Source organism: Bifidobacterium goeldii, assembly GCF_003951095.1.
Taxonomy (GTDB): Bacteria; Actinomycetota; Actinomycetes; order Actinomycetales; family Bifidobacteriaceae; genus Bifidobacterium; species Bifidobacterium goeldii.
In genome coordinates, this window is the sequence record NZ_QXGL01000003.1 from 185907 (window position 1) to 209604 (window position 23698).

Annotated in this window: 15 protein-coding genes; 8 read left to right on the forward strand and 7 right to left on the reverse strand. The window is 55.5% G+C overall.

The features are described from left to right. Positions 1-108: 108 nt before the first annotated feature. Positions 109-2295: a glycosyltransferase gene (locus D2E25_RS05890; protein ID WP_241217050.1), complete on the reverse strand. Its 2187-nt coding sequence runs from the start codon at positions 2293-2295 to the stop codon at positions 109-111. 50 nt (positions 2296-2345) lie between these two features. On the opposite strand from D2E25_RS05890, the gene D2E25_RS05895 reads away from it, so the two are divergent. Both D2E25_RS05895 and ligA read left to right on the forward strand, forming a co-directional pair. Beyond that, on the forward strand, positions 2346-5924 hold the full coding sequence (locus D2E25_RS05895; protein WP_420897329.1) for a tetratricopeptide repeat protein: 3579 nt from the start codon (positions 2346-2348) through the stop codon (positions 5922-5924). A gap of 54 nt (positions 5925-5978) precedes the next feature. Further along, positions 5979-8711: an NAD-dependent DNA ligase LigA gene (ligA, locus tag D2E25_RS05900; protein ID WP_125980792.1), complete on the forward strand. Its 2733-nt coding sequence runs from the start codon at positions 5979-5981 to the stop codon at positions 8709-8711. Positions 8712-8714: 3 nt separating this feature from the next. Here ligA and D2E25_RS05905 read toward each other — a convergent pair whose 3' ends face one another. Further along, complete coding sequence (locus D2E25_RS05905; protein ID WP_125980793.1) at positions 8715-10058, reverse strand: hypothetical protein; 1344 nt, start codon at positions 10056-10058, stop codon at positions 8715-8717. Between the two features lie 183 nt (positions 10059-10241). On the opposite strand from D2E25_RS05905, the gene D2E25_RS05910 reads away from it, so the two are divergent. Next, positions 10242-11381 (forward strand): Mrp/NBP35 family ATP-binding protein, encoded by a 1140-nt coding sequence (locus D2E25_RS05910; RefSeq protein ID WP_125980795.1) that lies wholly within the window; start codon positions 10242-10244, stop codon positions 11379-11381. 48 nt (positions 11382-11429) lie between these two features. Here the strand turns inward: D2E25_RS05910 and D2E25_RS05915 are convergent, their stop codons facing one another. Then, on the reverse strand, positions 11430-11882 hold the full coding sequence (locus D2E25_RS05915) for a DivIVA domain-containing protein (protein WP_164514741.1): 453 nt from the start codon (positions 11880-11882) through the stop codon (positions 11430-11432). Positions 11883-12166: 284 nt separating this feature from the next. Here D2E25_RS05915 and D2E25_RS05920 point away from each other — a divergent pair, with 284 nt between their 5' ends. After that, complete coding sequence (locus D2E25_RS05920) at positions 12167-13786, forward strand: DUF2142 domain-containing protein (protein WP_164514742.1); 1620 nt, start codon at positions 12167-12169, stop codon at positions 13784-13786. A 108-nt stretch (positions 13787-13894) separates the two neighbouring features. On the opposite strand, the gene glnA is transcribed toward D2E25_RS05920, so the two are convergent. From glnA to D2E25_RS05940, 4 genes are all read right to left on the reverse strand, one after another. Continuing rightward, positions 13895-15343, reverse strand: a complete 1449-nt coding sequence (gene glnA / locus D2E25_RS05925; RefSeq protein WP_277599950.1) for a type I glutamate--ammonia ligase — start codon at positions 15341-15343, stop codon at positions 13895-13897. 351 nt (positions 15344-15694) lie between these two features. Then, complete coding sequence (locus tag D2E25_RS05930; protein WP_125980803.1) at positions 15695-16486, reverse strand: DUF4191 domain-containing protein; 792 nt, start codon at positions 16484-16486, stop codon at positions 15695-15697. A gap of 109 nt (positions 16487-16595) precedes the next feature. After that, positions 16596-18110, reverse strand: coding sequence for an FAD-dependent oxidoreductase (locus tag D2E25_RS05935; protein ID WP_125980805.1), 1515 nt, complete (start codon positions 18108-18110; stop codon positions 16596-16598). Positions 18111-18226: 116 nt separating this feature from the next. Beyond that, positions 18227-18835, reverse strand: a complete 609-nt coding sequence (locus D2E25_RS05940) for a DUF3043 domain-containing protein (protein ID WP_125980807.1) — start codon at positions 18833-18835, stop codon at positions 18227-18229. Positions 18836-18969: 134 nt separating this feature from the next. On the opposite strand from D2E25_RS05940, the gene D2E25_RS05945 reads away from it, so the two are divergent. The 4 genes from D2E25_RS05945 (at position 18970) to D2E25_RS05960 (ending at position 23677) form a co-directional block, all read left to right on the forward strand. Next, a complete protein-coding gene (locus tag D2E25_RS05945; protein WP_125980809.1) occupies positions 18970-20334 on the forward strand; it encodes a dipeptidase in 1365 nt (454 codons plus the stop codon). Positions 20335-20627: 293 nt separating this feature from the next. Beyond that, positions 20628-21254: an ECF transporter S component gene (locus tag D2E25_RS05950; RefSeq protein WP_125980811.1), complete on the forward strand. Its 627-nt coding sequence runs from the start codon at positions 20628-20630 to the stop codon at positions 21252-21254. Between the two features lie 3 nt (positions 21255-21257). Continuing rightward, the gene (locus D2E25_RS05955) at positions 21258-22826 is read left to right on the forward strand and encodes an ABC transporter ATP-binding protein (protein WP_125980813.1); all 1569 of its coding nucleotides are present in this window, start codon (positions 21258-21260) and stop codon (positions 22824-22826) included. Continuing rightward, positions 22823-23677 carry an energy-coupling factor transporter transmembrane component T family protein gene (locus D2E25_RS05960; RefSeq protein WP_420897330.1) on the forward strand — a complete coding sequence of 285 codons (855 nt, stop codon included), beginning with the start codon at positions 22823-22825 and terminating at the stop codon, positions 23675-23677. Before D2E25_RS05955 ends, D2E25_RS05960 begins: the two co-directional genes overlap by 4 nt. Positions 23678-23698 lie beyond the last annotated feature (21 nt).

A 23698-nucleotide genomic window follows, 5' to 3' on the forward strand; every position in this document is an offset into this window, starting at 1 on the left:
CAAAACGCTGGAAAACCCCTGAAAACACGATATTGAGGTATTGCGAGTGTGCGCTAATCGGATACGCCGTGTCGCAGTCGCGTGGAACTGCGCAACTGTGCAGGCGCGCTACAAGCGGAACCAAGCTGACACGGTAGCGTACAGTGACGGAAGATTATTCATCAGCGCATCGCTACGCCCCACCACAAAACACGTAAGTATCAGCAGCACAATCGTTGCCAACATTACCAGCACAATTGCGGCGCGGATACATCGCACTGCGACTACGGTCCGCACACGCGGCGCGTGAGTCATCGACGATGACAACGTTGCCGGTTGCAACACCATGACCATGACAGGGATTGCGGCAAGCGAGACCATCCAAGCAAAATCACACATGTAACGCCAACCCAGTCCGGCTGTCTTGCCATCAAACACCATGAGCAGCAAGGCGAGAGCGAGCATAGTGATCAATGTTGGCCAGTACCCAGTAGCGCGCAGTCGCTTATGCAGGAAAGGAACTGCCAGCGCCAACAACAGCAGTGGGCAGGTAATAAATAAGCCGCCCACCATCGGCTCGAAATAGCCCCATTCGCGAAATACAACCGTGGAAGTACCGATATACGGGAACGTGTTGATCGTGCGCAACGGTATGAATAAGTAATAGATCATCGTTGGCATGAAGTTCGCCATCGGCTGCGTAAAACGCGTCATATCAGTAACGGTCATCTGATAGTTGTTACCAAAATCAAACACTGAGCCAAATCGCGCATGATTGTACGCCATGAGAGGAGCTACAACCACGAGTGCTGGTACCAACACGGCAGCCGGTGCGCGTAACGCACGCCGCCACGGAATCGTACGCGCTTTCAACCCGGCAACCAGCGATGTGATTTGCGGCCAGAACAGGGGAAACCCAAGCAAAGCCGCCAATGTGAACGTTGGGCGGCATCCAAAATTGGCAGCAATACACAATGCGCCACCAGCAAGATGACGTAATGACAACGGTTGCGCGCCATCAACAACCCAACTGCCAACATGCGCGCCCGGCTTCGGAAAACGGCCAGGTGTTGCTCCCAGCCACAGCCACAAGCCTAATGCAGTAAACATCATCGACGCTGCAACTGGTACTGAATAGAAATTCGTGCGGAACCACAAGTAACACGAGTTTGATCCGAACACAAACAGTGTTACGGCCAATGAGGCTGCCGCCACCGACACATTCGGGAACATGCGGCGAATCAAGCGCAATACCAGCAGCGAGCCAAATACTAGAAAACCAAACATCGTAATCAGCACGGATACGCTTGCCGGCAGCAGTAAACCGCCATCAACCCACAGCGAGGTAATCGCACGGTATGGCATAAAAAGCAACACTGCTGGCAGTACGCCAAAATACGAATACCAATGACCGTTATAAAACGCGTAATCCCAATAAATTGGGGTAACACCATCAGCTAACAATTGGCTGCGTACCGCCGTATCATGCGGCAAATCAGCTTGTGCTAACTGTTGCGGTACTGGCAAGTCAAGCCACACATGACCATTGAGCAGCGCTTGAGCAACATGATCATATTGGTCGAAATCGTACACGTATCCGTGCGGGCTGGAAAACACGAGCGGAGAAGCGCCAGCAGCCTGCCAAAACACCGTAATAGCAGTACAGACAGCGAACGGAATCATCAATGCCACCAATGATGCGCGCTGCCAGCGGCTCGACGGGTCTAACGGCACCTTCCACAAGCGCGATCCTGGCCGCCATAATGCTACTAAAAGCACAAAGAGAGCCATTGCTGCTACGCGCTCCCAGCTGAAATCAAACGGGACACGCACATTAGCACGCACGGCATGAAATGGTATATGCGAGCCAATCGGCTCCTCAATCCACAAGCGAATTGACAACGATGCAGGAGCTTTGAAATACAACGAACGCGGTGACTGTGTGGAAACAAACACGGTCTTACCAACTGCAGTATCGCTATCAGCGCGCACTAACACAGCCGTTGTAGGCTGCACATCAGCATGAGCTGCATTAGGCATGTTTGACACGTCAATACGCGCGTACGCAGACGTGCCATCCGCTTTCACTTCAAGCCACGCGGCCGTCGGATCAGTAACTTCCAGCATGCCGTAACGGTCACGCTTCAACCCCGCACCCATTGTGTTCAATGCGGCTGCAGAATCCGTGCTTGCGCCAAGCGTTGTCCAAAACGGCAGATTAAAGCCCACACATTCGATGAGCAGAATCAGCACAAGTGCAACAAGCAGGCCGGGCAGCGATCGTTGCAGCGACAATCGGGGGGTAGAAGAACTCACGTCATTATTCTATAGGCTTCATGTCGTGTTGGATTGGAACAATGTGAGCCATGTCTCGAAACGCATCGCATCGCTCACCATTTGCAGGATCCGACCCCTTCCGTCGACTCACTCAAGCCTTGCAACGCGCGCGAGATGCTGTGCTCGGCGCAGGCCGCAACGCGAGCCGTGATGCTAGCGTCGGTCACATCGACAGTACTGACAGTGCAAGCCGTACCGGGCGCGCAGATAGCCAAGGCGGCCAGCAAGGCATGCCGACGAATCCTTTTGCACAGGCAATGGATGCGGCGCAAACATCCTCCGATCCAGACACCGTGCTGCACGCACTGTCCGAACATGCTATTGCGCTCACCCCACTCACCAAGCGCCGCGCATACGCGTCAATGCCTGGCGTGCCTGAAGGTTTATCACTCGGCTGGGCACAATTGCCATCCAATGCAGGCATGACCTTCTCGATCGGCCTGTTTACTGCACGCGATCGGTTCGCTCAGATTGCGCTCGCCGATGGCAAAGGCCGCGTGTTCGTCACCACCGACCCTGAACTTGATACGCATGGTCTTGACCCACGATTCATGTTCGTGAAAGAAGATGAGTTAACGATTGCTGACGGCCCGCGTTTAGGCCACCGGCACACTGACACTACCGTGCATGTTATTCAAGGTGGCATCGTTGGCCGTGATACTACTGGCCGCATGAGCTGGCTCGCCTCTTGGCTCAAGCATGACAATCGATACACGTTGGAACAGTTGCGCGCGAAGCTGCCTGACAATATGCGTCACGATCTTGAATACCGTGATGCGATTACTATTGGATTCCTTGCCGCATACATGCTGCCGCAAATGAGCGGACTCTTGCTCGGTTTTGGTTCAGGCAATATTTTCCGCAGACTGAACCGCGAAGCGCCGATCGGTGCCATTCGCCGCAGTGTGCGCGACACTCTCGAAGCACGCGCCCACGGGTTGCGTGCCTCCGGGCTCGAAGACCATTTCGCTGATCTGATGAACGAAGCTGGCGCATTAGACATCACGCCCGCTCTCGAACCAAAACATGGTGCTGAACCATTACATTTGTACACGTCAAGCTATTCAGGCGGCTACTTCTTCGCGTGGGATGCAGGCCTCGAGTTTTCCGCAGCGCTCAAATCATTGCGCATTGAAGGCAATCTCAACCGTTTTGCCTCAGTAAGCGCGTGGCTCGAACGGTGCGCGCGCACGGGTACCGGTCCTACGGAAGATACGGTTACTCGCGCACAAGCAGCCCAAATTGATCTAGCACTGATTGCCAATCCTGCATTGCTGGCATTGCCATGGAAAGACAGCGACATGCCAGCCATCGACGTACTGCACGATGATGGTTCGGCACCAATCGCACACCTGCTTGATCAAGCACGCGCCACCGCTCAGCTCATGGCTGAAAGCAATCCAGACCCGATCGGCGAACATAACCATGCAGGAGACTCCGAATGGTTGTACCGGCAGACCCTGTCGCTCCTCATACGCCGACTGCGGTTGCCATACCGTTTTGATTTGGAACTGCGTACGAACCTGTCTGGTGGGTTAGCAGCAATCGCGTTTACTGCTGCCGGCAAAACAATGATGCCGATGAGTCGATACGATGAGCGCACGCACGATTGGGTACAACTCTCCGATGCTGAACGCGTTGCGATGAGCACTGACTACAACCTACGCGTCGGCTTGATGCTTGCCGCGCTCGCATTTGGTGCTGATTCGCATATTCGAGAAGTGAGCATACGACTCGATTCGATTGGTCTTGAAGAGGCTGTTGCTGAACAAGATAGTGCGATTGCTGCAATGCTGAGCGACACATTGCGTTCGTTTGAACGTCTCCACATGGGCGATGCTGATGCTGCGGCTCCTAAGGATGGCGATATTCATGGCGACCCGACGGGAACGCCTACGCCGTTGCCGGAGCAGTCTGAGCCAGTTGATTCCGCGGAACAGAGCAGCTCAACAGCGCAGTCAGCGCAGTCATCACCATCATCACAATCAGCACAAGCACACTCGAGCGCGCAGCAGAGCATGCCGAGTGAGCAGCAGGTTAGCGATGACGAACAGTCAGTGGACCGTCGTTTTGCTGATCTTGTCAAAGACGTTGATTTGGAAGGCCTTGACCTGCCAGACTTTGGCAGCGCGCAGGACTCCAGTGATGAACAAGCTGACGATACTGGCGCGGCTGATGATGCTGAACTTGGCGATATGCCAGCTGACGACAGCATGCTTGGTGCCATGGATGAGGATACGGTTCACGATGCAGACGCTGCTGACCCGTTGAGCGCGTTACGCCGCAATCCTCGCGTACGCAACCTGGTTACCGTGACGTTTACGCGTGACGCATTACTGGCACGACTGAACGCTGATGCATTGCGCCACCCGCAAGACACGTATGAGATGTTCGATGCCGCGCTAGTTCTCGATCAGCAAGGAGGATTCGTACCATCGGGTACCAAGTTTGATCTGCGCGACGCGCGTTTCTCGCCAACAGGCTCTCAGGAGGAGCCGGAACTGTCTGATAAGCAGCTCAGCCCATCGGTGGCTCGCGTTCTTGGCACGAGTGACGCGATTGGCTTGTCTATTCAGCGTGCTGACTTGCTGCAGCGCGGCATTGACGAATTCCATCGTCTTGCTGCCGACAGTACGAAGCCGTCTGTTGAAAAAGCTCAGCAGGCCATGGATGTCATCCAGCGCATCGCTGACCCTGAACTGACCGGATTGTCCACGCAAGTAACGCGTGCGCTGATCGACGGTGAAGATACGCCTGATTTTGTATTCCAACTGTCTGATGAACTTGACCGTGAGCGCGCCAAAGCTCGCGATATGCTGTTCTCTGGCCAAGCTCAGCAGGCTGCGCAGACTCTAGAAACTGTGCTCGACCGCATGGATGCTATTTTTGCCGATAATCCGGGTGTGCCGCGTTATTTCAACTCGTACGCGGAACGTGTGGTGTACAACCGTTTGTTCGCGACCCCCGGCGAGCATACGGTGCTTATTCCCGATAACATGTTCTACGCGCACACCGAATTGGCAGAATTGCGTGCGCAACTCGACGGCCCAAAGGGCGCGTTGAAGCATTTGAACGCAATGGTTTCCTATGCGCCAGCCTACCCACTTTCCCATATGCGACTGGCTATCCAGCTTGCGCGCCGAGAGGATTGGGATTCAGCGCGCGCAGCATGCTTGAACGCGTTGCGCGTGGCTCTCGACCGTGATGATGCGGCGTTCACCTACTATCGTTTCGCATACGCGGAGTGGATGCGTGACGAGTTCGATGTGGCAGTTGCCGCGTACATTATGAGCGAGCATATTGCCCCCGGGCAAATCACTGCATTGGATGGAGAATTACGCGAACTCGTGGCACGCGCTGAATCGCAATGCATTCCGGTGCCCGGTGATGTGGATGAGGCGGCACAAGTGCTCATTGAGCATGATCTGCCAGTCTGGCCGCATACCGAAGTTGCTGCTATTGTGCGCGATGCAGCTCGCGTATGCGTGGATAATGGCATGTTTGTGCCGGCACGCACACTGTCGATGGCGGCAGCACGCATGAATGAAACGGACAATAGTGGATTCGACATGGTACAAGCGCAGTTCGTGCGCTCGCTAAACTCGTAGCACAGTACTATTCAATCTCGATGCTCAATCGCAGATCAAGAACAGAGGAGCAATATGGGTAGCGCAACGTCATCGTCAACGCAGCAGCTCGCATGGGATTTTGATGCTCCAGACAGCGCGGCGGATACGCCGTTGAACCCCACGCCAGAGCCGTCCGCTGATGCTCCGATTGCGCAACTGACCCCCGGCAGTGAGCAGTGGATTGCGGCGCTGACACCAACTGATGATGACGCGCTGCGTCTTGATCGATTTGATGTCACTGCGTTGAATGCTGAAACCGCAGCCCGCTTGTGGGCGCGCGTTGCCGCATGGGTAGAATCTGATCAAATTGCTTACTATATTGACGATTCGCCAGTCTCCTCTGATGCCGCGTATGATGCGCGCCTGCGCTGTTTGCAGCGTCTCGAAGCAGCGTTCCCGCAGCTTGATTCGCCGCAAAGCCCCACGCATCGCGTTGGCGGCACATTTTCGAACGATTTTGCGTCAGTACGCCATCCTTCGCGCATGATGAGCTTGGATGATGTGTTCTCGATCGAAGAATTGCGCGACTGGTATGACAGTGTTATTCGCGATCTCGACTGGCCTGAATCCAAGCCGCTGCCGATGAGCTGCGAAGTAAAAATCGATGGTCTTGCACTGAATTTGATATACCGCAACGGTGTGCTCGAACAGGGGCTCACGCGTGGCGATGGCGTAACGGGCGAAGATATTACGCTTAACGTGCGCACGATTAGTTCGATTCCCGCAAACCTTGGCGGCCCTGCTGAAGATATTCCTGAATTCGTAGAAATTCGTGGCGAAGTGTTCATGCGCTGGGATGATTTCCGCGCTCTGAACGCTGAACAGGAAGATGCCGGGCGCGCCCCGTTTGCTAATCCGCGCAACGCTGCTGCGGGTTCGTTGCGTCAGAAAGACCCGCGTATTACGGCCACGCGACGGTTAAGTTTTTACGCGCATGGCATTGGTACGTTGCGTTGGGGTGCTGGGCGTGCGGCCGGTTCGCATGACGTGATCAACGATCAGTCGGAGGCATACGAACTGTATACCAAGTGGGGTGTGCCGGTCTCGCCGCATAACCGCACGGTATCGTCGTTCCAAGAAATTCTTGACATGATTGACTACTACGGTGAGCATCGCGGTGATATTGAGCATGCGCTTGATGGCATCGTGGTCAAAGTGGACGATTTGGGTTTGCAGCGTGCGCTGGGTGCCACATCGCGCGCACCACGCTGGGCGATTGCTTACAAATACCCGCCGGAAGAAGTGAACACTGAGCTGCTTGATATCACAGTGCAGGTTGGTCGCACTGGCCGCGTAACGCCAGTGGCGATTTTGAAACCGGTGTATGTGGCCGGTTCTACGGTGGCGCGCACGACGTTGCATAATCCTTCAGAAGTGAAGCGTAAAGGCGTGCTGATTGGCGACACAGTGGTAGTGCGCAAGGCAGGCGATGTGATTCCTGAGCTAGTTGGCCCAGTGCTGGAACGCCGTCGCGGTCGCGAATCGTCGCTGCGCGAGTTTGTTATGCCATCAACATGCCCATCGTGCGGAGCAAAGCTCGCCCCGGCGAAAGAAGGCGATAAGGACATTCGTTGCCCGAATGTGGAAAGCTGCCCAGCACAGCTGACCGAGCGCATTATCAATTTGGCTTCGCGCAAAGCATTCGATATTGAGCATTTGGGCGACCAGTCGGCGATTGCGCTTACCAATCCGGAGGAAAATCGCCCGGATTCAGTGGCAACGTATGCGCCGAATATTACAGAAATTGTGGTGAAGCCTGGTCAGGAACCAGAACCGTATGAGCCGACTATCGGGCTGGAATTGCCGCCTGTGCAAACGCCAGTACTGGCTTCGGAAGCTGGCTTGTTTGATTTGACTGCTGCGGATTTGCGTGACGTGCGCGTGTGGCGTGAAGCAGCCATTATTGAGCTTCACGAGACGACTGATGCAAATGGTAAGAAGAAGCGCACGCGTAAGCGTATCGGCGGTTCAGGCTTATGGCATCAAGTACCAGCGTTTTGGACAGCGCCGACTGCGGCGAAAAAGCTGACGGCTCGTCAGATTGCTCAGCGAGATGAGGCAGTAGATGAGGCGGCAACTACAGCGCAGATGACTGCATATCCCGATTATGATGTGCCGGCTGACGCGGTTGTGGTGCGCGTTGACCACAAAACCACGCGCACAGGCGTAACCGATGTGCCGGTTATTGTTCGCCCGGGTGAGAATACGCGCAAAATGTTTGACGAAATGGATAAGGCTCGTCACGCAGATTTGTGGCGTGTGCTGGTCGCCTTGTCGATTCGCCGGCTGGGCCCGCCTACGGCGCGTCTGATTGCGTCTACGTTTGGCTCGCTTGACGCGATTGAGCATGCGAATGCGGAAGAACTGTCAGCTATTGACGGTATTGGACCGGAGATTGCTGAATCAGTAGTGAACTGGTTTACGCAAGCTCGCGAGCCGGGCAATTGGCGTGGTGCTGTGCTTGACGCGTGGAAGCGTGCTGGTGTGGGCGTGGCTGCTGCTGAGGTGAGCGACCTGCCGCAAACCTTGGCTGGTAAGACGGTTGTGGTGACTGGATCGTTGGAAGGCTACTCGCGTGACTCTGCAAAAGAGGCGATTATTGCGCGCGGTGGTAAAGCTGCTGGCTCGGTAAGCAAGAAAACCGATTGGGTGGTTGTTGGCGAGAATGCTGGTAGTAAGGCTGCTAAAGCTGAAGAACTTGGTATTCCCATGCTCAACGAATCCCAATTCGCGCAGCTCCTGGAAACCGGCACTGTAGCGCAATAAGCGCTATCGCGTCTCTTCCTCCTCAATACGCAACCGGATGCGGAACGGCTTGTGTGCTCGAACGCCTTCGATAACAAGCGTGTCGCTATTGTCATCACGACGCGTGATCCCATATGGGATCATCCAGCAGCGGTTAGGATGCAACGTTACGCGCGGCTCGAGGCCAGGTTCACTGACGGTGAGCGCAAACGATTCCCAGACCAGCATGTACGTGTTGGTCATCGCGGCATACATCATGCGTGATTGTTGCATCCAATGCTCTTCCATGAGGTACACGCGCGTATTGTGCAGTACTGGATCGCCATTGATTTGTGTGAGTAAGCCCAGCGGCGAGACCTCAAAAGTCAGATCGCGCAGTGGATCATCCATTGCCAGTTGGTTAGCGTCAGCGGGGTCGAGTCGCAATGTATGGTCCAATGGGGACGGCACATAAGCGAGACGATGGCGGAAATCACTGAATTGCAGTCCAGCTAGTCGCCAATCCGCCTGCCACCTGAGCCGCAATCGTGGCATATTCGACAGCAGTGATCGAGCTCGCCACCATACCAGCCATGCGGCAAACCCGAATCCTACGCCGAGCGCCATCATTTGCCAGCCGCGCTCAACTGGCTGAAGCTCGTGCCAACCGTGATCAACCCCGAACATAAAACCGGCCGCTAAACACAATGCGCACAATCCTAGGAGAAGCACGCACACGAGCATCAGCAGTATGGTGCCAATACGAGCGGTGATTGGCTTGTCCCGCCAGCGCAGACTCGAGTGCGTTAATGCGCGGCGTGCGGCGAGCCGATGGCGGGAGAGTGGCTGGTAACTCGTACGTTGGCCAGCATTAGCGTCATTATCAGCTGTGAATGGCGATGAATTGACATCCGCAGTCTGTGCTGGATTATCCCACCGCGTATCCCATCGCGCGAAATCCTCAAGCAGTACTGCCGGCACAGGAAACTCGGCGAGCATCGCTTTTGCTTCGGTAAACAACGGTATATATTTGGCGAGCTGCCATGCGATGGTACCCAACAGCAACATCATGATGGTCACCAGCCAGACGATGACACCGGGCGCGAGATCGCAGGTGACGATGATCGCGCCGAGAAACACGATCATGCCGGAAAGAATAACGGTTCGTTCGATGGCAATCGTCAGATCGACAAGCGCATTATGCGCGCTCGCAGCCAGATCATGCCATTGTACGATGAGCGGCATAGTCACATCCGCATCGGTGCTGTTGTTCTTGATCCGCTGCCCGGTATAACGCAGGATGCGTTCGTAATCGCTGCGACTGAACCGTCGGTAGATTCTCAGCCCCACCGAGAGCAGCAGACAAATGATGAGATCTAACGCGATCATGGCGGCTCCCACGCGGCCGATGTGGTGATAACGTTTTCAACACTATCAGATGGCGCCTCACTGCGTCAGCATCATCCCGCCTGACGGAGATCCTGTGTGCATCCGCTCACCTGGCTGCGATTGCCTCTAGCACTCCGCGCCGCTTCACGCTAGGCTAGTACGCGGCAATAAGGAGGATGACGTATGACAGCAGACGCAGGCAGCGCAAACACTGTGGACACTCGGCAGATCGAAGCGGACATTTACGACCGGCTGAGCAGGGTTATCGACCCTGAGCTTGGACGATCTGTTACCGACTTGGGCATGATCGCCGCGATCCACGCCACTCCTATCGCGGATAACGCCAACGCCTACGATGTAACCGTACAGGTTGAACTCACTGTTGAAGGTTGCCCCTTAAGCGAAACGATCACGAACCAGATCAACGGTGCAGTTGCCTCCTACCCGGGAGCCAATCTCACGCCGCATATTGAAGTAACGTCAATGAGCCGCGACAAGCTCGCTGACCTTGTTGCTGACCTCAAAGCTGAACGTAAGCAAAACCCATTCAACAAGCCGGGCGTGAAAACGCGTATTTTTGCCATCGCATCCGGCAAGGGTGGCGTTGGCAAATCGTCAGTGACTGCAAACTTGGCCGCCACATTTGCGGCGCTCGGCTACGATACGGCTGCAATTGACGCCGATATTTACGGTTTCTCCCTGCCGAAACTATTCGGCGTACACACGCAGCCGACGAATCTGAACGGCATGCTGATGCCGGTAACCGCTTGGGGCGTCAAGCTCATTTCAATCGGCATGTTCGCCGGTGCCGACCGTGCGATTCTGTGGCGTGGACCACGCTTGCAGCGCTCGCTGGAACAGTTCCTTGCGGACGTGTGGTGGGGGCAGCCAGACGTGCTGCTGCTTGATTTGGCTCCCGGTACTGGTGACATGGCGATCTCAGTAGCGCAAGCACTACCAAATGCGGAGCTTGTGGTCATCACCACTCCGCAGCCAAGCGCTTCTGATGTGGCTGTGCGCTCTGGTCTGGTTGCTCTACAAGTGCCGATGAAAGTGCGCGGCGTAGTGGAGAACATGAGCTGGTACGAACACAAAGGCGAGAAGCTGCACATCTTCGGCGAAGGCGGTGGCCAGCGCGTGTCTGAACAGTTGACTGCAGCGCTCGGCTATGACGTGCCGCTGATGGCTCAGCTGCCGCTCGACCCAGCACTGCGCGAAGCGGGGGAGGGCGGCCGCCCCGCCGTACTCGACGCTGATGGATCGTTGCGCACGGATGGTTTCGGCGCACAATTCCGCGCGCTCGCCGAACGGCTGATGGCGTAAGCTGAACGGCTGATGGCCTAGATCTGGATGGTTGAAAGCACTCGGACTTTACTGGAAGAAGATGACAGGATCGGAGTCAGAGGCGGAATTGCCAGAGCCAGCGCGATCGGCGGTTGATTGACCGCTCTGCTCGCGCTCGCCCGTTGCGCGCGCGATCGGAGTCTGTGCGGGAGTCTGCCTGTCAGCGGAACCGCGTAGCCGCGCGACCACGGTGTCGAGATAGTCATCCACTTCATCCACGTCGTAGCCGGTATGGAATCGCACGGTGGGGAAGATGGCATGCTCGACCTCGTCGGCGGTCACTGCTCCGGCGTCGATCCGCGCAAGAAAACCGTCCACCGCGCCGATATCGTAGCCTTCCTTGAATCGCACCGTCGAAAACGTCACATCAGCGAATGCGCCCATCATCCCTCCTTGGATACCCTTGGATATCGCGCCCGGCAAATCGTCGCCCGACAGATCGCCGTCCAAGCTACGTCCATCGTAGCGCCTGCCGATCATATGGCGCACGAATCCGCCACGGTGCAACATAAACGCATGGCACAATGTCATGGCATAGCGTCATGGCATAATATTTCCGGCCCACGCCGCCTATTGCATCGCGTGGCACGATCGGCAACGCCATAGCCGCGAGGCTAGGCCGGTAATCTCAACCCAAGGAACACACGCATATGATTCGTACCCGTCGCCCCTCGCGCCCATCACGATGCAATCGTGAACGCTCCTGGCCGGGTGCTGTTGCATGCTTACTGATGTTCCTTACTATCGTGTGCACAAGCGCAACCATGATGGTACAAAACGTTGGACCACTGACCATGCCGGACCCAGACATGCATGTGTTTGCCTCGTGGGCATTGGCTACTGGGCAAAGCCGCAATCCTATTGAGCCTAGAGTTGACCGCAACGGTAATACGCTGCGCAAACAGCCAATCACTGGCCCAGTAGCCGTACTTGGCCGCGGCTCGCATATGCGCAACGCGTTGCTTTCAGATATTCTCTATGACGAGGAACAACAAATTGTTATTCCGCAGGACAAGGCGCTGACCAAACAGCGGCGTGCGCTCACTGCGGCAATGGCTCAAGACGTGGTTACGGTGCGTTCTGCTCGCGCAAATCAGTATTTTCCTATTGCGTATGCGCCACAAGCCACCGGTATTCGACTTGCGTTGTCGAAAAACCTGTCGTTATGGGATGCGCTGACATGGGGGCGTATAGCGAATCTCACTACGTTTGTGGCCATATGTTGCATAGCGATTATGTTCGCTGGGCGATGGCGGTGGGCGTTTCTTATTGCTGCTGCTAACCCAATGTCAGTATTCTGCGCATCGAGTCTCATGGCTGACTCCACACTGATTGCGCTTGGTTTACTGATCGGCTCACTGACTGTATATGCAGCACAGCGCGGGGGAGCCGGGCGACCGGTGCCAGCACCGATATTGGTAGTAGCTGGACTGGTAACGATTGTGCTGGCTTCAGTCAAAATCGTGTACGTGCCGTTGATTATTCCATTGTTGTTACTGCCGAACCGAACGGTTATCTGGTGGCGCAAGTTGATGCTTACTGTGAGCGTGCTGGCAGCAGTGAGCGCGTTAGCGTTTTGGTGGTCGCAATACCAGTATGTAGCGCCTTCGCCGCGTACTGATCTTGCATGGAATCAACAGTGGATGCTCGCGCACCCGTGGGAAGTAGTGATCACGATCGGTATCAATCTGCTGATGTATACGTGGCGCGTTCCCTTTGACGAAATGTTCCCTTACCTAGCACCCATCGTGCTCGCATATATACTTACTGGGCGCGGGCAGCGGCATGACGCAGATATCAATATCAATGCGAGCAATGCAACAGCAGCCCGCGGGCCAGTGGCAACCGCATGGCGATGGCTGACTACACACACGATGACCATCAGTTTGATATTGGTGTACGGGCTTTCAATGGGAGCGACGTTTGGTGCGCTCATGCTCACATGGACTAAAGGCTCAACATTCACGCACGGTATTGCGAGTATTGGCGGTTTTCAGGGCCGATACTTATGGCCGTTACTTGGCATGCTTCCCCTGCCATGGCTCGACGCTGGTATGCACAAGAAGATCGACGATATACGCAAGCCTGCGCAGTCTGAGTCTTCGGCCGTGACCACAGCGGATGCTGCGCCAACGGCACTTGCAATGCCGACAACGCCTGTAGAAACTGCGGCGCCTGTAGAAACTGCAGAAGATGAGACATCGTCTCAGTTGGCAACTACAGATCAGCACACGACTCAGCAGCCGGTATCGTCAACAATTCCAGCAGCTAGGCTTGCGGAAAAGCCAGCAGAACAGCCGTCAAGGAAGTCAGCAGCAAAGCCGGCAAAATCAGCAAACCAGTCGACGCCGCGAAAGAAAAAGAATCGTAAGCGCCGCCGATAAGACAGTTATCAGCAATTTGCTGGCATCTGGCATACACATATGAAAAACCCTCCGGTATAAGCCGGAGGGTTTTTCATTCAACTGACAAGCTCTCTACAGAGCCATCTATCAGATGTGGTAGTACAGCTCGTACTCGAGCGGGGTCGGAGCCAGGCGAGCCTGGTCGATTTCGCCGCGCTTGAGGTCAAGCCAAGTCTCGATCAGATCGTCGGTGAACACGTCGCCAGCGGTCAGGAAGTCGTGATCCTCTTCCAGAGCGTTCAGAGCTTCGGCGAGGGAGCCTGGCACCTGCTTGATGCCAGCGTGCTCTTCCGGAGGCAGCTCGTAGAGGTCCTTGTCGACCGGCTCCGGAGGCTCGATGTGGTTCAGGATACCGTCCAGGCCAGCCATCATCTGCGCGGAGAACGCGAGGAACGGGTTGGAGGACGGATCCGGAGCACGGAACTCGATACGCTTGGAAGCCGGGGAGGTGCCAGCCAGCGGGATACGGATGGCGGCAGAACGGTTACGAGCGGAGTACACCAGGGAGACCGGAGCTTCGAAGCCCGGGACCAGACGGTGGTAAGAGTTCAGCGACGGGTTCGTGAACGCAACCACGGAGGAAGCGTGCTTGATCAGACCGCCGATGTACCAGCGAGCGATGTTGGACAGACCACCGTAGCCCTGCTCATCGTAGAACAGCGGCTTGCCGTCCTTCCACAGGGACTGGTGGCAGTGCATACCAGTGCCGTTATCGCCAGCGATCGGCTTCGGCATGAAGGTCACGGACTTGCCAGCCAGAGCAGCAGTCTCATGCACCACGTACTTGTACTTCATCAGATCATCGCCAGCGTGCTGCAGCGTGTTGAAGCGGTAGTTGATTTCCTGCTGGCCAGCGCCTGCCACCTCGTGGTGAGAACGCTCGAGCTGCAGGCCGACCTTCTGCAGGTTGGCAACCATGTCGTCGCGCAGATCCTGGTAGTGATCGCACGGCGGAACCGGGAAGTAACCCTTCTTCACGCGGTTCTTGAAGCCGAGGTTCGGGGTGCCGTCCTCTTCAGTGTCAACACCGGAGTTCCACGGAGCTTCGATGGAGTCCACCTCGTAGAAGGAACGCTGCATGGAGTTCTCGTAGCGAACCTTGTCGAAGATGAAGAACTCAGCCTCAGGTGCGAAGGAAGCGGTATCAGCCACGCCAGTGGACTTCAGGTACGCTTCAGCCTTGCCAGCAACCTGACGAGGATCACGAGAGTACGGCTCGTCGGTCAGCGGGTCGACGATGGAGAACGCCACGTCGAGGGTCTTGTGCTTACGGAACGGATCGACGAAGGCGGTCGTGACGTCCGGGATCAGCTTCATATCAGACTCGTTGATGGCCTGGAAGCCCTGGACGGAAGAACCATCGAACGGCATACCATCAGTGAAGGCGCTGTCGAGGAACTCGCTGGCCGGAACGGTGAAGTGCTGCTGCACGCCGATCAGGTCGGTGAAGCGCACGGAGACGTATTCGATGCCCTCCTTGTTAATCAGGGCTTCGACCTCTTCAGGCGTGTGGGCGAAAATCTTATTCTCTGCCACGATCGCTCCTTTGTTCATGAGAACTTGTTGTGAGAACTTACAGAAGGTAAGTCTAGAAACACGAGTTTCGCCCGCTCGTCACTTCGGTTACGAAAATGTTTCGAAATAACAAAATTCGAGTCAAATCGGCGATTTTCCAAGGATAGTAATTGTTCAGTTTCAATGTGCAAGAACGATTACGTATCACGTTGTGGACTTGCCAAGACGATAACAAACGTTTCAAACAGGTGATAAGTGCGCGTGAAACATCGTGCATGGAGCATAAAAAATCCCGTCGGGGGAGTACCCGACGGGATTGCACGAACAGACGCTACAATCAGCGGCCGCACGGTGACATAACGCGTCCGCTAATCAGCGACCGCGCATGGCACGACGGCTGACACGCTGCGGATGAGAAGGATCAATACCCTTAGGAATGCCCATACCGCTCTTCGTCTGCAGCGTGCGCAGACGACCATTGAGCTGTTCAAGTTCAGCCTTGGTGAGAATGAAACGCACGCGAGGATGAATCGTCGCCATGAACTTATTCTTGTGGTTGCTCGGATGGTATGCCTTGCACTTGACTACAGCGCGACGCACATCCTTCAAGCGCACCTGATTGGCACCAGTACCCACCATGATGCGGTATACAGGAATCTGCGAGCCAGCGGTCACGCTCTTAATGCTCTGCTCCTGACGATCCATTGCCTTCTTCACGCGACCGTAGTCACCTTCACCCAGCAGATACACGCCGTTGTAGCCGGTACCGCGCCAAATCGCATCCTTGGTACGCGGATCAATCCACACTGGCTGCTCAGGAAACTCAAAACCAGCCTTGTTGATATTGCGCAGTACGCTCACAGCAGCACCCGGCTTGCCTTCAAGCTGACGGTAACCAACACGATCAGCGCGGCGAGTCAGCATAATCGTTGCCAGCAGCACGCCGATCATGACACCCAGGATCATCAGGAAGATCCAGTTGAGCACCGACCAGTGGAACACCAGTCCGAGCACAATAAACACCACCACCGGTAGCAGGAATGCGCCGGCAAGCAGCCACGGCAGGCTCTTGTCTTCCTTGTGGGTGTACTTGAAGATCTGGATGATCTGTTTGATCGTGCTCTGCTTCTTGGGCTTTGCGCTCTTGTCGTCCTTACCTGCCATCAACTTCCTCGCTTGGTTTCGGGTGAACACACTGAGCCAACAGTCTACCAGCAGAGCTGGTCCATACCAGTCAGCGGCGTGGTCGGTATCACCGTGCTTGCATATTCAACTAGCGCGTATGCAATGGTCGACCATCAGCTTTCAGCAGCGCCTCGCCCAGCGTCTCACTAAATGTGGGATGCGGGTGCACCAATCGCGCTGCCTCATGCAACGGCACATGGTTGCCAACCAGCTGCTCAGCCTCAGCAATCAGATCAGACGCGAGCGGCGAGACGATGTGCACACCCAACACGACAGGCGTGTCCGGCATGGCAGCGTATTCACCGGAGACGATAGACAGCGAGCCAGCAGAACCAGACATGAGCATGCGCGCATTGCCAAGCATCGGGTAGACGGTTTCACTCACGTTGACCAGATCATCACGTAACTGTGCCTGATCGAGTGTTAAGCCCACGCTGGCAGCCTCGGGGGATGAGAATACGACTTGCGGCACGGTCGTATCATCTACTGGCTTGGACTTGATGTCGGCAATGGATTCAGCCACAGTAATACCCTGTTCGAATGCGCGGTGTGCAAGCGCAGGACCCTCGGTAATATCACCAACTGCCCATATGCCAGGCACGTTCGTGCGCCCGTACGGGTCAGTGACCACCATGCCGCTGGCGTCAAGGCGAATACCAGCCTGTGCAAACCATGGCAGATCAGTGATTGGATCTCGCCCGATAGCTGCCAGTGCTAGCTCACCCCAAACGGTCTGTTCGCCATCTACGCCGTCGCACGTGTAGTGAACTGTTGCGCCGAGATTGACACCCGTATCAATACGTGTGACATGACTGTGCGTGACAATCTTGATCCCGTGCCGTTTGAGCTCGCGTGTCAGCGTGATGGATGCGCGACGATCCCAGCCGGAAAGCACACGGTCTTTACGAATGAGCAGTGTAACGTCAGTGCCAGCTGTCGCCCACATCGACGCGAATTCGAGCGCAATAGCTCCCGAGCCGATGATGACAGCACTGGCAGGAAACTCATCAATAGTTAACGCCTGCGTTGAATCGATCAGCGCTCCCTGGAAGGCGATATGAGGAAGCGGGCGCGGGCGGGATCCAGTAGCTACAACAATATCGGGCGCGGTTACCGTCACCGTATTATCCAAGGGCTCAGGCACGTCAGCCTTAATAAATCGTGTTACAGGGCAGGCTGTGATAGTAACCTCATGCATGGGGCGAGCGCTCTGCGGCGAAGAATCATCATTCTGTACGTTCAAAGTTCGCAGCGCAACCGCTTCGCCTCGATACACCGTGATTGCACGATGTGCGATCAGACCAGCAAGTCCCTTGGTCATGGTATCAACGATATGTTCGCGATAGTCACGAAGCCGACCGAAATCAATACCATTAACGGATGCGTTCACACCCAGTTGTGCAGCGCGGCGCACAGTATCGATGGTATGAGTCGCGGTGATGAGTGCTTTAGACGGGATGCACCCGCGGTTGAGACACGTGCCGCCTAGCGTTGTATCGCGTTCGATTAACGCCACTCGTTTGCCGAGCTGAGCGGCACGCAGCGCAGTCGAATAGCCGCCCGGGCCAGCGCCGATAATAGCAATATCAAAATGTTGCACCATGCTGTCTCCTTTGCAAGCAATGGTAAACGCGCATCCATGTTACGCATCATGAACAATGAACCGTGCAAAACAAACCGTACAAACAAAAAGGCTCCCATATGGGAGCCTAGAAAAACTCAGTTGGGGTAGTTACCACGCTTCGGATCGCGAGGCTTCGGCAGCCTCCAGCGGCGCATCTGAATGGAACGACTCCACGCATACGACGCTGAGCGCGAACCCTTAGCAACAGCCTGCTCACCAAACTTGGCAACCAGCTTCTTCTTAAGCTTGCGCCACATGATCGCCACATCAATGATCACTGCAAACAAGTACACGTACAGCAGAATCATCAACGGCAGTGACAGCTGCGGCCACAGCGAAGTCACCAGAATCGAACCGATCAGGATAATAAACGCTACTGGCACAAAGAATTCGCCCAAGTTGAAACGAGCGTCAACATAATCGCGAATGTACACGCGCCACGGCAGACGCTCCACCTTCGGCATATGGTTAATGTCGCCGGTGCGCATTGCCTCATATTCTTGATCTTCGCGCTTGCGCATACGCTCCTTAGCAGCCTTTGCGCTCGCCTTACGATCTACAGGCACCAGCGGACGCAACGACTGCGCCTGCGCTTGCTTCATCTTCGGGGTCGGACGGCCCTTACGGCCACTCGGATCAGCCTTCTTCGGCTCCTCCTCGGGCTTTTGAGCCTCTTCCTTATTCTTCAACGGGTTGCTTGTCATGGTCATTCACACTACGGCCACGCCTCGACGCCTACAGTTGGCGCCCGACCGTTACAATGCTGCTCAGAGGCGATCTTCCCGGTGAGGAAGCATCGCGCAATGGTGTAGCCGCAATACTCACGCAAAGGAGAAGCATGTCCGAATACACCGATGTTATTCGCGAGCGCGTTGAAGCAGACTGGAATCGCATTGTCGATCTGTTGTCGCGCAAAATCGCATTACGCTCAGTTTCTGCTGAAGGCATTACCGGCGAGCATATGAAGCGTTCTGCCGAGTTTGTTGCCGATGAGCTGCGCGAAGTTGGTATTGATACGCGCGTTGTTCAGTCGCATAACCCGGATGGTACGCCGGGCGCTTGGGAAGTAGTTGGTTCGCGCATGGTTGATCCGAATGCGCCGACAGTGCTCTTGTACGCGCATCACGACGTGCAGCCAGTGCCGGACGCTTCCGCATGGGATACGGACCCGTTTGTTGGCACTGAAATCGATGGTCGACTCTACGGCCGTGGCTCGGCTGATGATGGCGGTGGTATTGCTATTCACTCCGGCGCGCTCAAAGCGTTGGGTGATGATCTGAAGGTGAACGTGAAAGTGTTCATCGAAGGCGAAGAAGAAATGGGTTCGCCCAGCTTCATTCCATTCATCGAAGAACACGCTAGCGAATTTGAATCTGACGTGATTATTGTTGCTGATTCCGGCAACTGGTCTGCGGATATTCCGTCGCTGACCACCTCTCTGCGCGGCAACACGTGCGTGGATGTGACGGTGCGCGCACTGACTCACCCTGTGCATTCTGGCCAGTATGGTGGCCCGATTCTCGACGCGAACACGCTCGCGGCGATGCTGATTGCTTCCATGTACGACGCGAACGGTGACCTTGCAGTGCCGGGCGTCGCTGCCGAAGAGCCAATTGGTGGTTTGCAGCGTGATCTTGATGAAGCAAATGTGCGCGCTGACGCTGGCATTGTAGACACCTATCGTCTTGCGGGCACTGGTTCGCTTGCCTCCCGCCTGTGGACCAAGCCGAGCATGACGGTGATCGGTTTCGACGCTCACCCGGTTGAAGGCTCCTTCAACGTTATTGCCCCCGAAACCCGCTTCCGCCTGTCACTGCGTACCGCGCCAAACCAGCGCCCAGAGGACGCGCAGAACGCGCTCGCTGAATTCCTGACCACGCACGCACCGTTCGGTGCCGAAGTTGAGGTAAACAAGCTGGAAAACGGCATGGGTTGGGCGATGGACCCGAATGCGGTTGCGGTGAAGGATGCGCTCGAAGCCATGCAGGAAGCATTCGGTGTCGCGCCGATTAACAAGGGCGAGGGCGGCTCAATCCCGTTCATTCCCGAACTGCAGCGTATCTTCCCCGCCGCGCAGGTACTGGTTACCGGCCCGGAGGATCCGAAGGCGAACGCACACAGTCCGAACGAGTCCATCTCACTGTCTGGACTGAAGAACAATGTGATCACTGAAGCACTGCTGCTCGCCAAACTGGGCAAGTAAAGCGCACAGACAGGGAAAGACAAGGAAAACTCAAGAGTTCTTGCTTTTCTATGTGTGCTGAATAATAAGCCGCCGTCGAAACTGGTATTGCCTTTGACGGCGGCTTGCTTTATAGTCGGGGAGTTGACACGGGAGCTGCCGATCAGGGCGGCTGAGAGGAGACATTTCGTCTCGACCGATAGGACGTGACCGGGTAATGCCGTAGCCACGGAATTGTCGCTCTTACCTACCCGTGCCTGAACCAATCCGCGGGAAGCATTCATTTCTCGCGCACTGAGAAGAAGGGCACTTACATGGCACAAGCTGCTGCCAAAGCTAACTACAAGTGGCGCGTTGTGGATATCGTCGTCGCCTCTATCATCGCTGTTGCATCCGGTGTGATTTTCGCTGGATGGGATCTTATCTACAAGATTCCGACCACTGCTCTGGACGCATTGCTTCCTGGTTTTAGCGGTCTGGTCTGCGCATTCTGGCTGTTTGCTGGCCCGCTGGCTGCGGTGATCGTGCGCAAGCCTGGTGCTGCAATTTATGCCGAACTGATTGCGGCGTGCATCGAATACATCATCGGTGCTGGTGGCGTGTTCGGTATCAGCGGTTCCATCATCATCGGCCTCGTTCAGGGTGTATTCGCTGAAATCATCTTTGCTGCTGTGCGCTACCGCAAGTGGAACCCGCTGACCGTCACCCTGTCTGGTGCGCTCGCAGGTCTTGGTAACTACCTGTATGAGTTCTCTCCGGTGGGTGGCTACGTTGGTACTGAAGGCGGCTATTTCGGCGCATACGGTTTGGGCTACCTGATCTCCACGGTGATTTCGGGCGCGGTAATCGCTGGTATCCTCATGTGGTTCGTACAGCGCGCGATTGCTGCCACTGGCGTGCTGGATCGTTTCGAATCAGGTCGAACGAAAGCGCTGGTCTGATCGGTGAATAACCGTACACAATTTGAGCAACCAGCCCCAGTCGGCGTTGAAGCGCGCGACTGGGGCTGGCGCCATTCTACTCGCAAAGATTTCGCATTACGCCACGTGAACCTCACGATTCGCCCAGGCGAGCGTGTGCTGCTACTTGGCTCATCTGGTGCTGGTAAGTCAACGTTTATGGCTGCGATGGCCGGCGTGCTGGGCAGTGATGATGAGGGTGAAAGCGAAGGCGAGCTGACCATTGACGGCATGGACGTTCGTTCAGCCCGCGGCAAAGCTGGCCTAGTACTGCAGGATCCTGATTCACAGATTATTTTGGAACGTGCTGGCGATGATGCTGCTTTCGCTTGTGAAAATCTGGGCATTCCGCGTGCACAAATATGGCAGCGCGTTCGCGAAGCGCTCGATATTGTTGGCCTCGAATCACTCGAACTGACTCACTCCACGCGTCACTTGTCTGGCGGTCAGCGTCAACGCTTGGCTTTGGCTGATGTGCTCGCAATGCGCCCCGGCTTGCTGCTGCTTGACGAACCGACCGCGAACCTTGACCCTGAAGGCGTCAAGGAAGTACATGATGCAGTCAAGCATGTGGTTGAATCTACCGGCCAAACCATGGTGGTAGTCGAACATCATATTGATGTGTGGCTTGACTTAGTAGACCGAGTGATTGTGCTGGGCACTGCGGGCGATAGCGGCAATAATGAGGGCGGCGTGCTCGCGGATGGTACGCCGGATGAAGTCTTTTCCACCATGGGCGATGTGCTCGCTCAAGGTGGCGCTTGGGTTCCAGGCCGTAATATTCCTGACTATCGTGCGGGGCATGCTCCTGAGCAAGATAGTATTCATTTCCAAGCAGCATCTTCAACACTGACAGCTTCCCTCGACCCAGATGAGCCAGTATTGCAATGCCGAGATTTGAGTTTTGGCCGCGGTACGGCACTCGGTACTGGAGTCAACCTTGACTTTTACCCGGGCACTATTTACGCATTGATGGGCCCGAACGGCGCTGGAAAATCAACGCTGGCATTGACACTGGCTGGGTTGCTCAAGCCACTAGCTGGGCATGTAACCATTGCGCCAAGTCTCGCCCCCAAGCCCAATCACTTGGAACCGTTCTCATGGAAAAGCCGCCAACTGTTGGGGCGTATCGGCATGGTATTCCAAGAGCCTGAGCACCAATTCGCTGCCAATACTGTGCGCGATGAAGTAGCGATCGGGCCAAAATCGATGGGCAAAACCCAAGAGGAAGCGTATGCGATCGCCGATGAGATGCTGGAACGTATGAATCTCACCCGATTCGCAGTAGGCAATCCATACACCTTGTCTGGTGGTGAGAAGCGTAGGCTTTCGGTTGCTTCGATGCTGGCTGCAGCTCCTCACATTTTGATTATGGACGAACCGACATTCGGTCAGGATTTTCGCACGTGGTCTGAAATGGTCAAGTTGATCGCCGGTATTCGTGACCTTGGATGCACGGTGATTATGGTCACTCACGATGAGCCGTTGGTTGAGTCTTTGGGCGCAACTGCCATCCATTTCAAGCCGACATCACACGATGAAAGGAAGGCATGATGAGCGCAGCTGAACCGCACACTGCAAGCTTATCGATTACCGTAACGCCTCCTGATGAGCGGCACGAGCAGGCCAAGCCAGCGTCACAATCATGGTTTATCGCCAAGCTCAATCCAGTCAGTCGTTTTATATGCCCACTGTTTATGAGCCTGCCATTGTTCTTTACCCTGGACGTGGTCTCTGGATCAATTCAGTTCGGCGTAGTACTGATTCTGCTGTGGATCGGTGGCATTAACCCACTCGTAGTTATGCGGCGTACTTGGCCAGTGTGGTGGGGCGCATTTTTCGGCTTCATCACCATTGCCATGTACGGCCGTACTGGTGGCACGATTTATTGCTCATGGGGAGCAGTGACGATCAGTGACGGATCACTGTATATTGCGTGCGCAACGTTTTTACGTGTGGCTGCTATTGCCGTTCCTAGTGTGATGTTCATGTTGGATCTCGACCCTACTGATCTTGCAGATGGACTGGTACAGATCCTGCATCTTTCGCCACGATTCGTGTACGGAGGCCTAGCCGGTATCCGCATGTTCACACTGCTGCAGGAAGATTGGCGAGCGCTTGGTCTTTCCCGCCGCTCTCGCGGATTAGGCGACGGCAATGCGGTAGCGCGCATGTTCTCTCAAGCATTTGGACTGCTGGTTCTTTCCATTCGCCGTGCTACAAAGCTAGCTACCGCTATGGAAGCACGAGGCTTTGGTAGTGATACTGAGCGCAGTCAAGCACGTGTTTCGCAGCTGCATACCATTGATTGGATTGCATACGTGGTGAGCATTATCATTCCGCTGACTGCTGTTGGTATTGCTATCGCTACCGGCAACTGGCATTCTCCGCTTCGAGGCGCGTGAGCTATCGGTGATGACAGTAGA

What these genes read in the sequence shown, in the direction of transcription:
- D2E25_RS05895 (WP_420897329.1), top strand. Translation starts at nt 2,346, where the DNA reads ATGTCTCGAAACGCATCGCATCGCTCACCATTTGCAGGATCCGACCCC.
- ligA (WP_125980792.1), top strand. Translation starts at nt 5,979, where the DNA reads ATGGGTAGCGCAACGTCATCGTCAACGCAGCAGCTCGCATGGGATTTT.
- D2E25_RS05905 (WP_125980793.1), bottom strand. Translation starts at nt 10,058, where the DNA reads ATGATCGCGTTAGATCTCATCATTTGTCTGCTGCTCTCGGTGGGGCTG.
- D2E25_RS05910 (WP_125980795.1), top strand. Translation starts at nt 10,242, where the DNA reads ATGACAGCAGACGCAGGCAGCGCAAACACTGTGGACACTCGGCAGATC.
- D2E25_RS05915 (WP_164514741.1), bottom strand. Translation starts at nt 11,882, where the DNA reads ATGATCGGCAGGCGCTACGATGGACGTAGCTTGGACGGCGATCTGTCG.
- D2E25_RS05920 (WP_164514742.1), top strand. Translation starts at nt 12,167, where the DNA reads ATGATGGTACAAAACGTTGGACCACTGACCATGCCGGACCCAGACATG.
- D2E25_RS05930 (WP_125980803.1), bottom strand. Translation starts at nt 16,486, where the DNA reads ATGGCAGGTAAGGACGACAAGAGCGCAAAGCCCAAGAAGCAGAGCACG.
- D2E25_RS05935 (WP_125980805.1), bottom strand. Translation starts at nt 18,110, where the DNA reads ATGGTGCAACATTTTGATATTGCTATTATCGGCGCTGGCCCGGGCGGC.
- D2E25_RS05940 (WP_125980807.1), bottom strand. Translation starts at nt 18,835, where the DNA reads ATGACAAGCAACCCGTTGAAGAATAAGGAAGAGGCTCAAAAGCCCGAG.
- D2E25_RS05945 (WP_125980809.1), top strand. Translation starts at nt 18,970, where the DNA reads ATGTCCGAATACACCGATGTTATTCGCGAGCGCGTTGAAGCAGACTGG.
- D2E25_RS05950 (WP_125980811.1), top strand. Translation starts at nt 20,628, where the DNA reads ATGGCACAAGCTGCTGCCAAAGCTAACTACAAGTGGCGCGTTGTGGAT.
- D2E25_RS05960 (WP_420897330.1), top strand. Translation starts at nt 22,823, where the DNA reads ATGATGAGCGCAGCTGAACCGCACACTGCAAGCTTATCGATTACCGTA.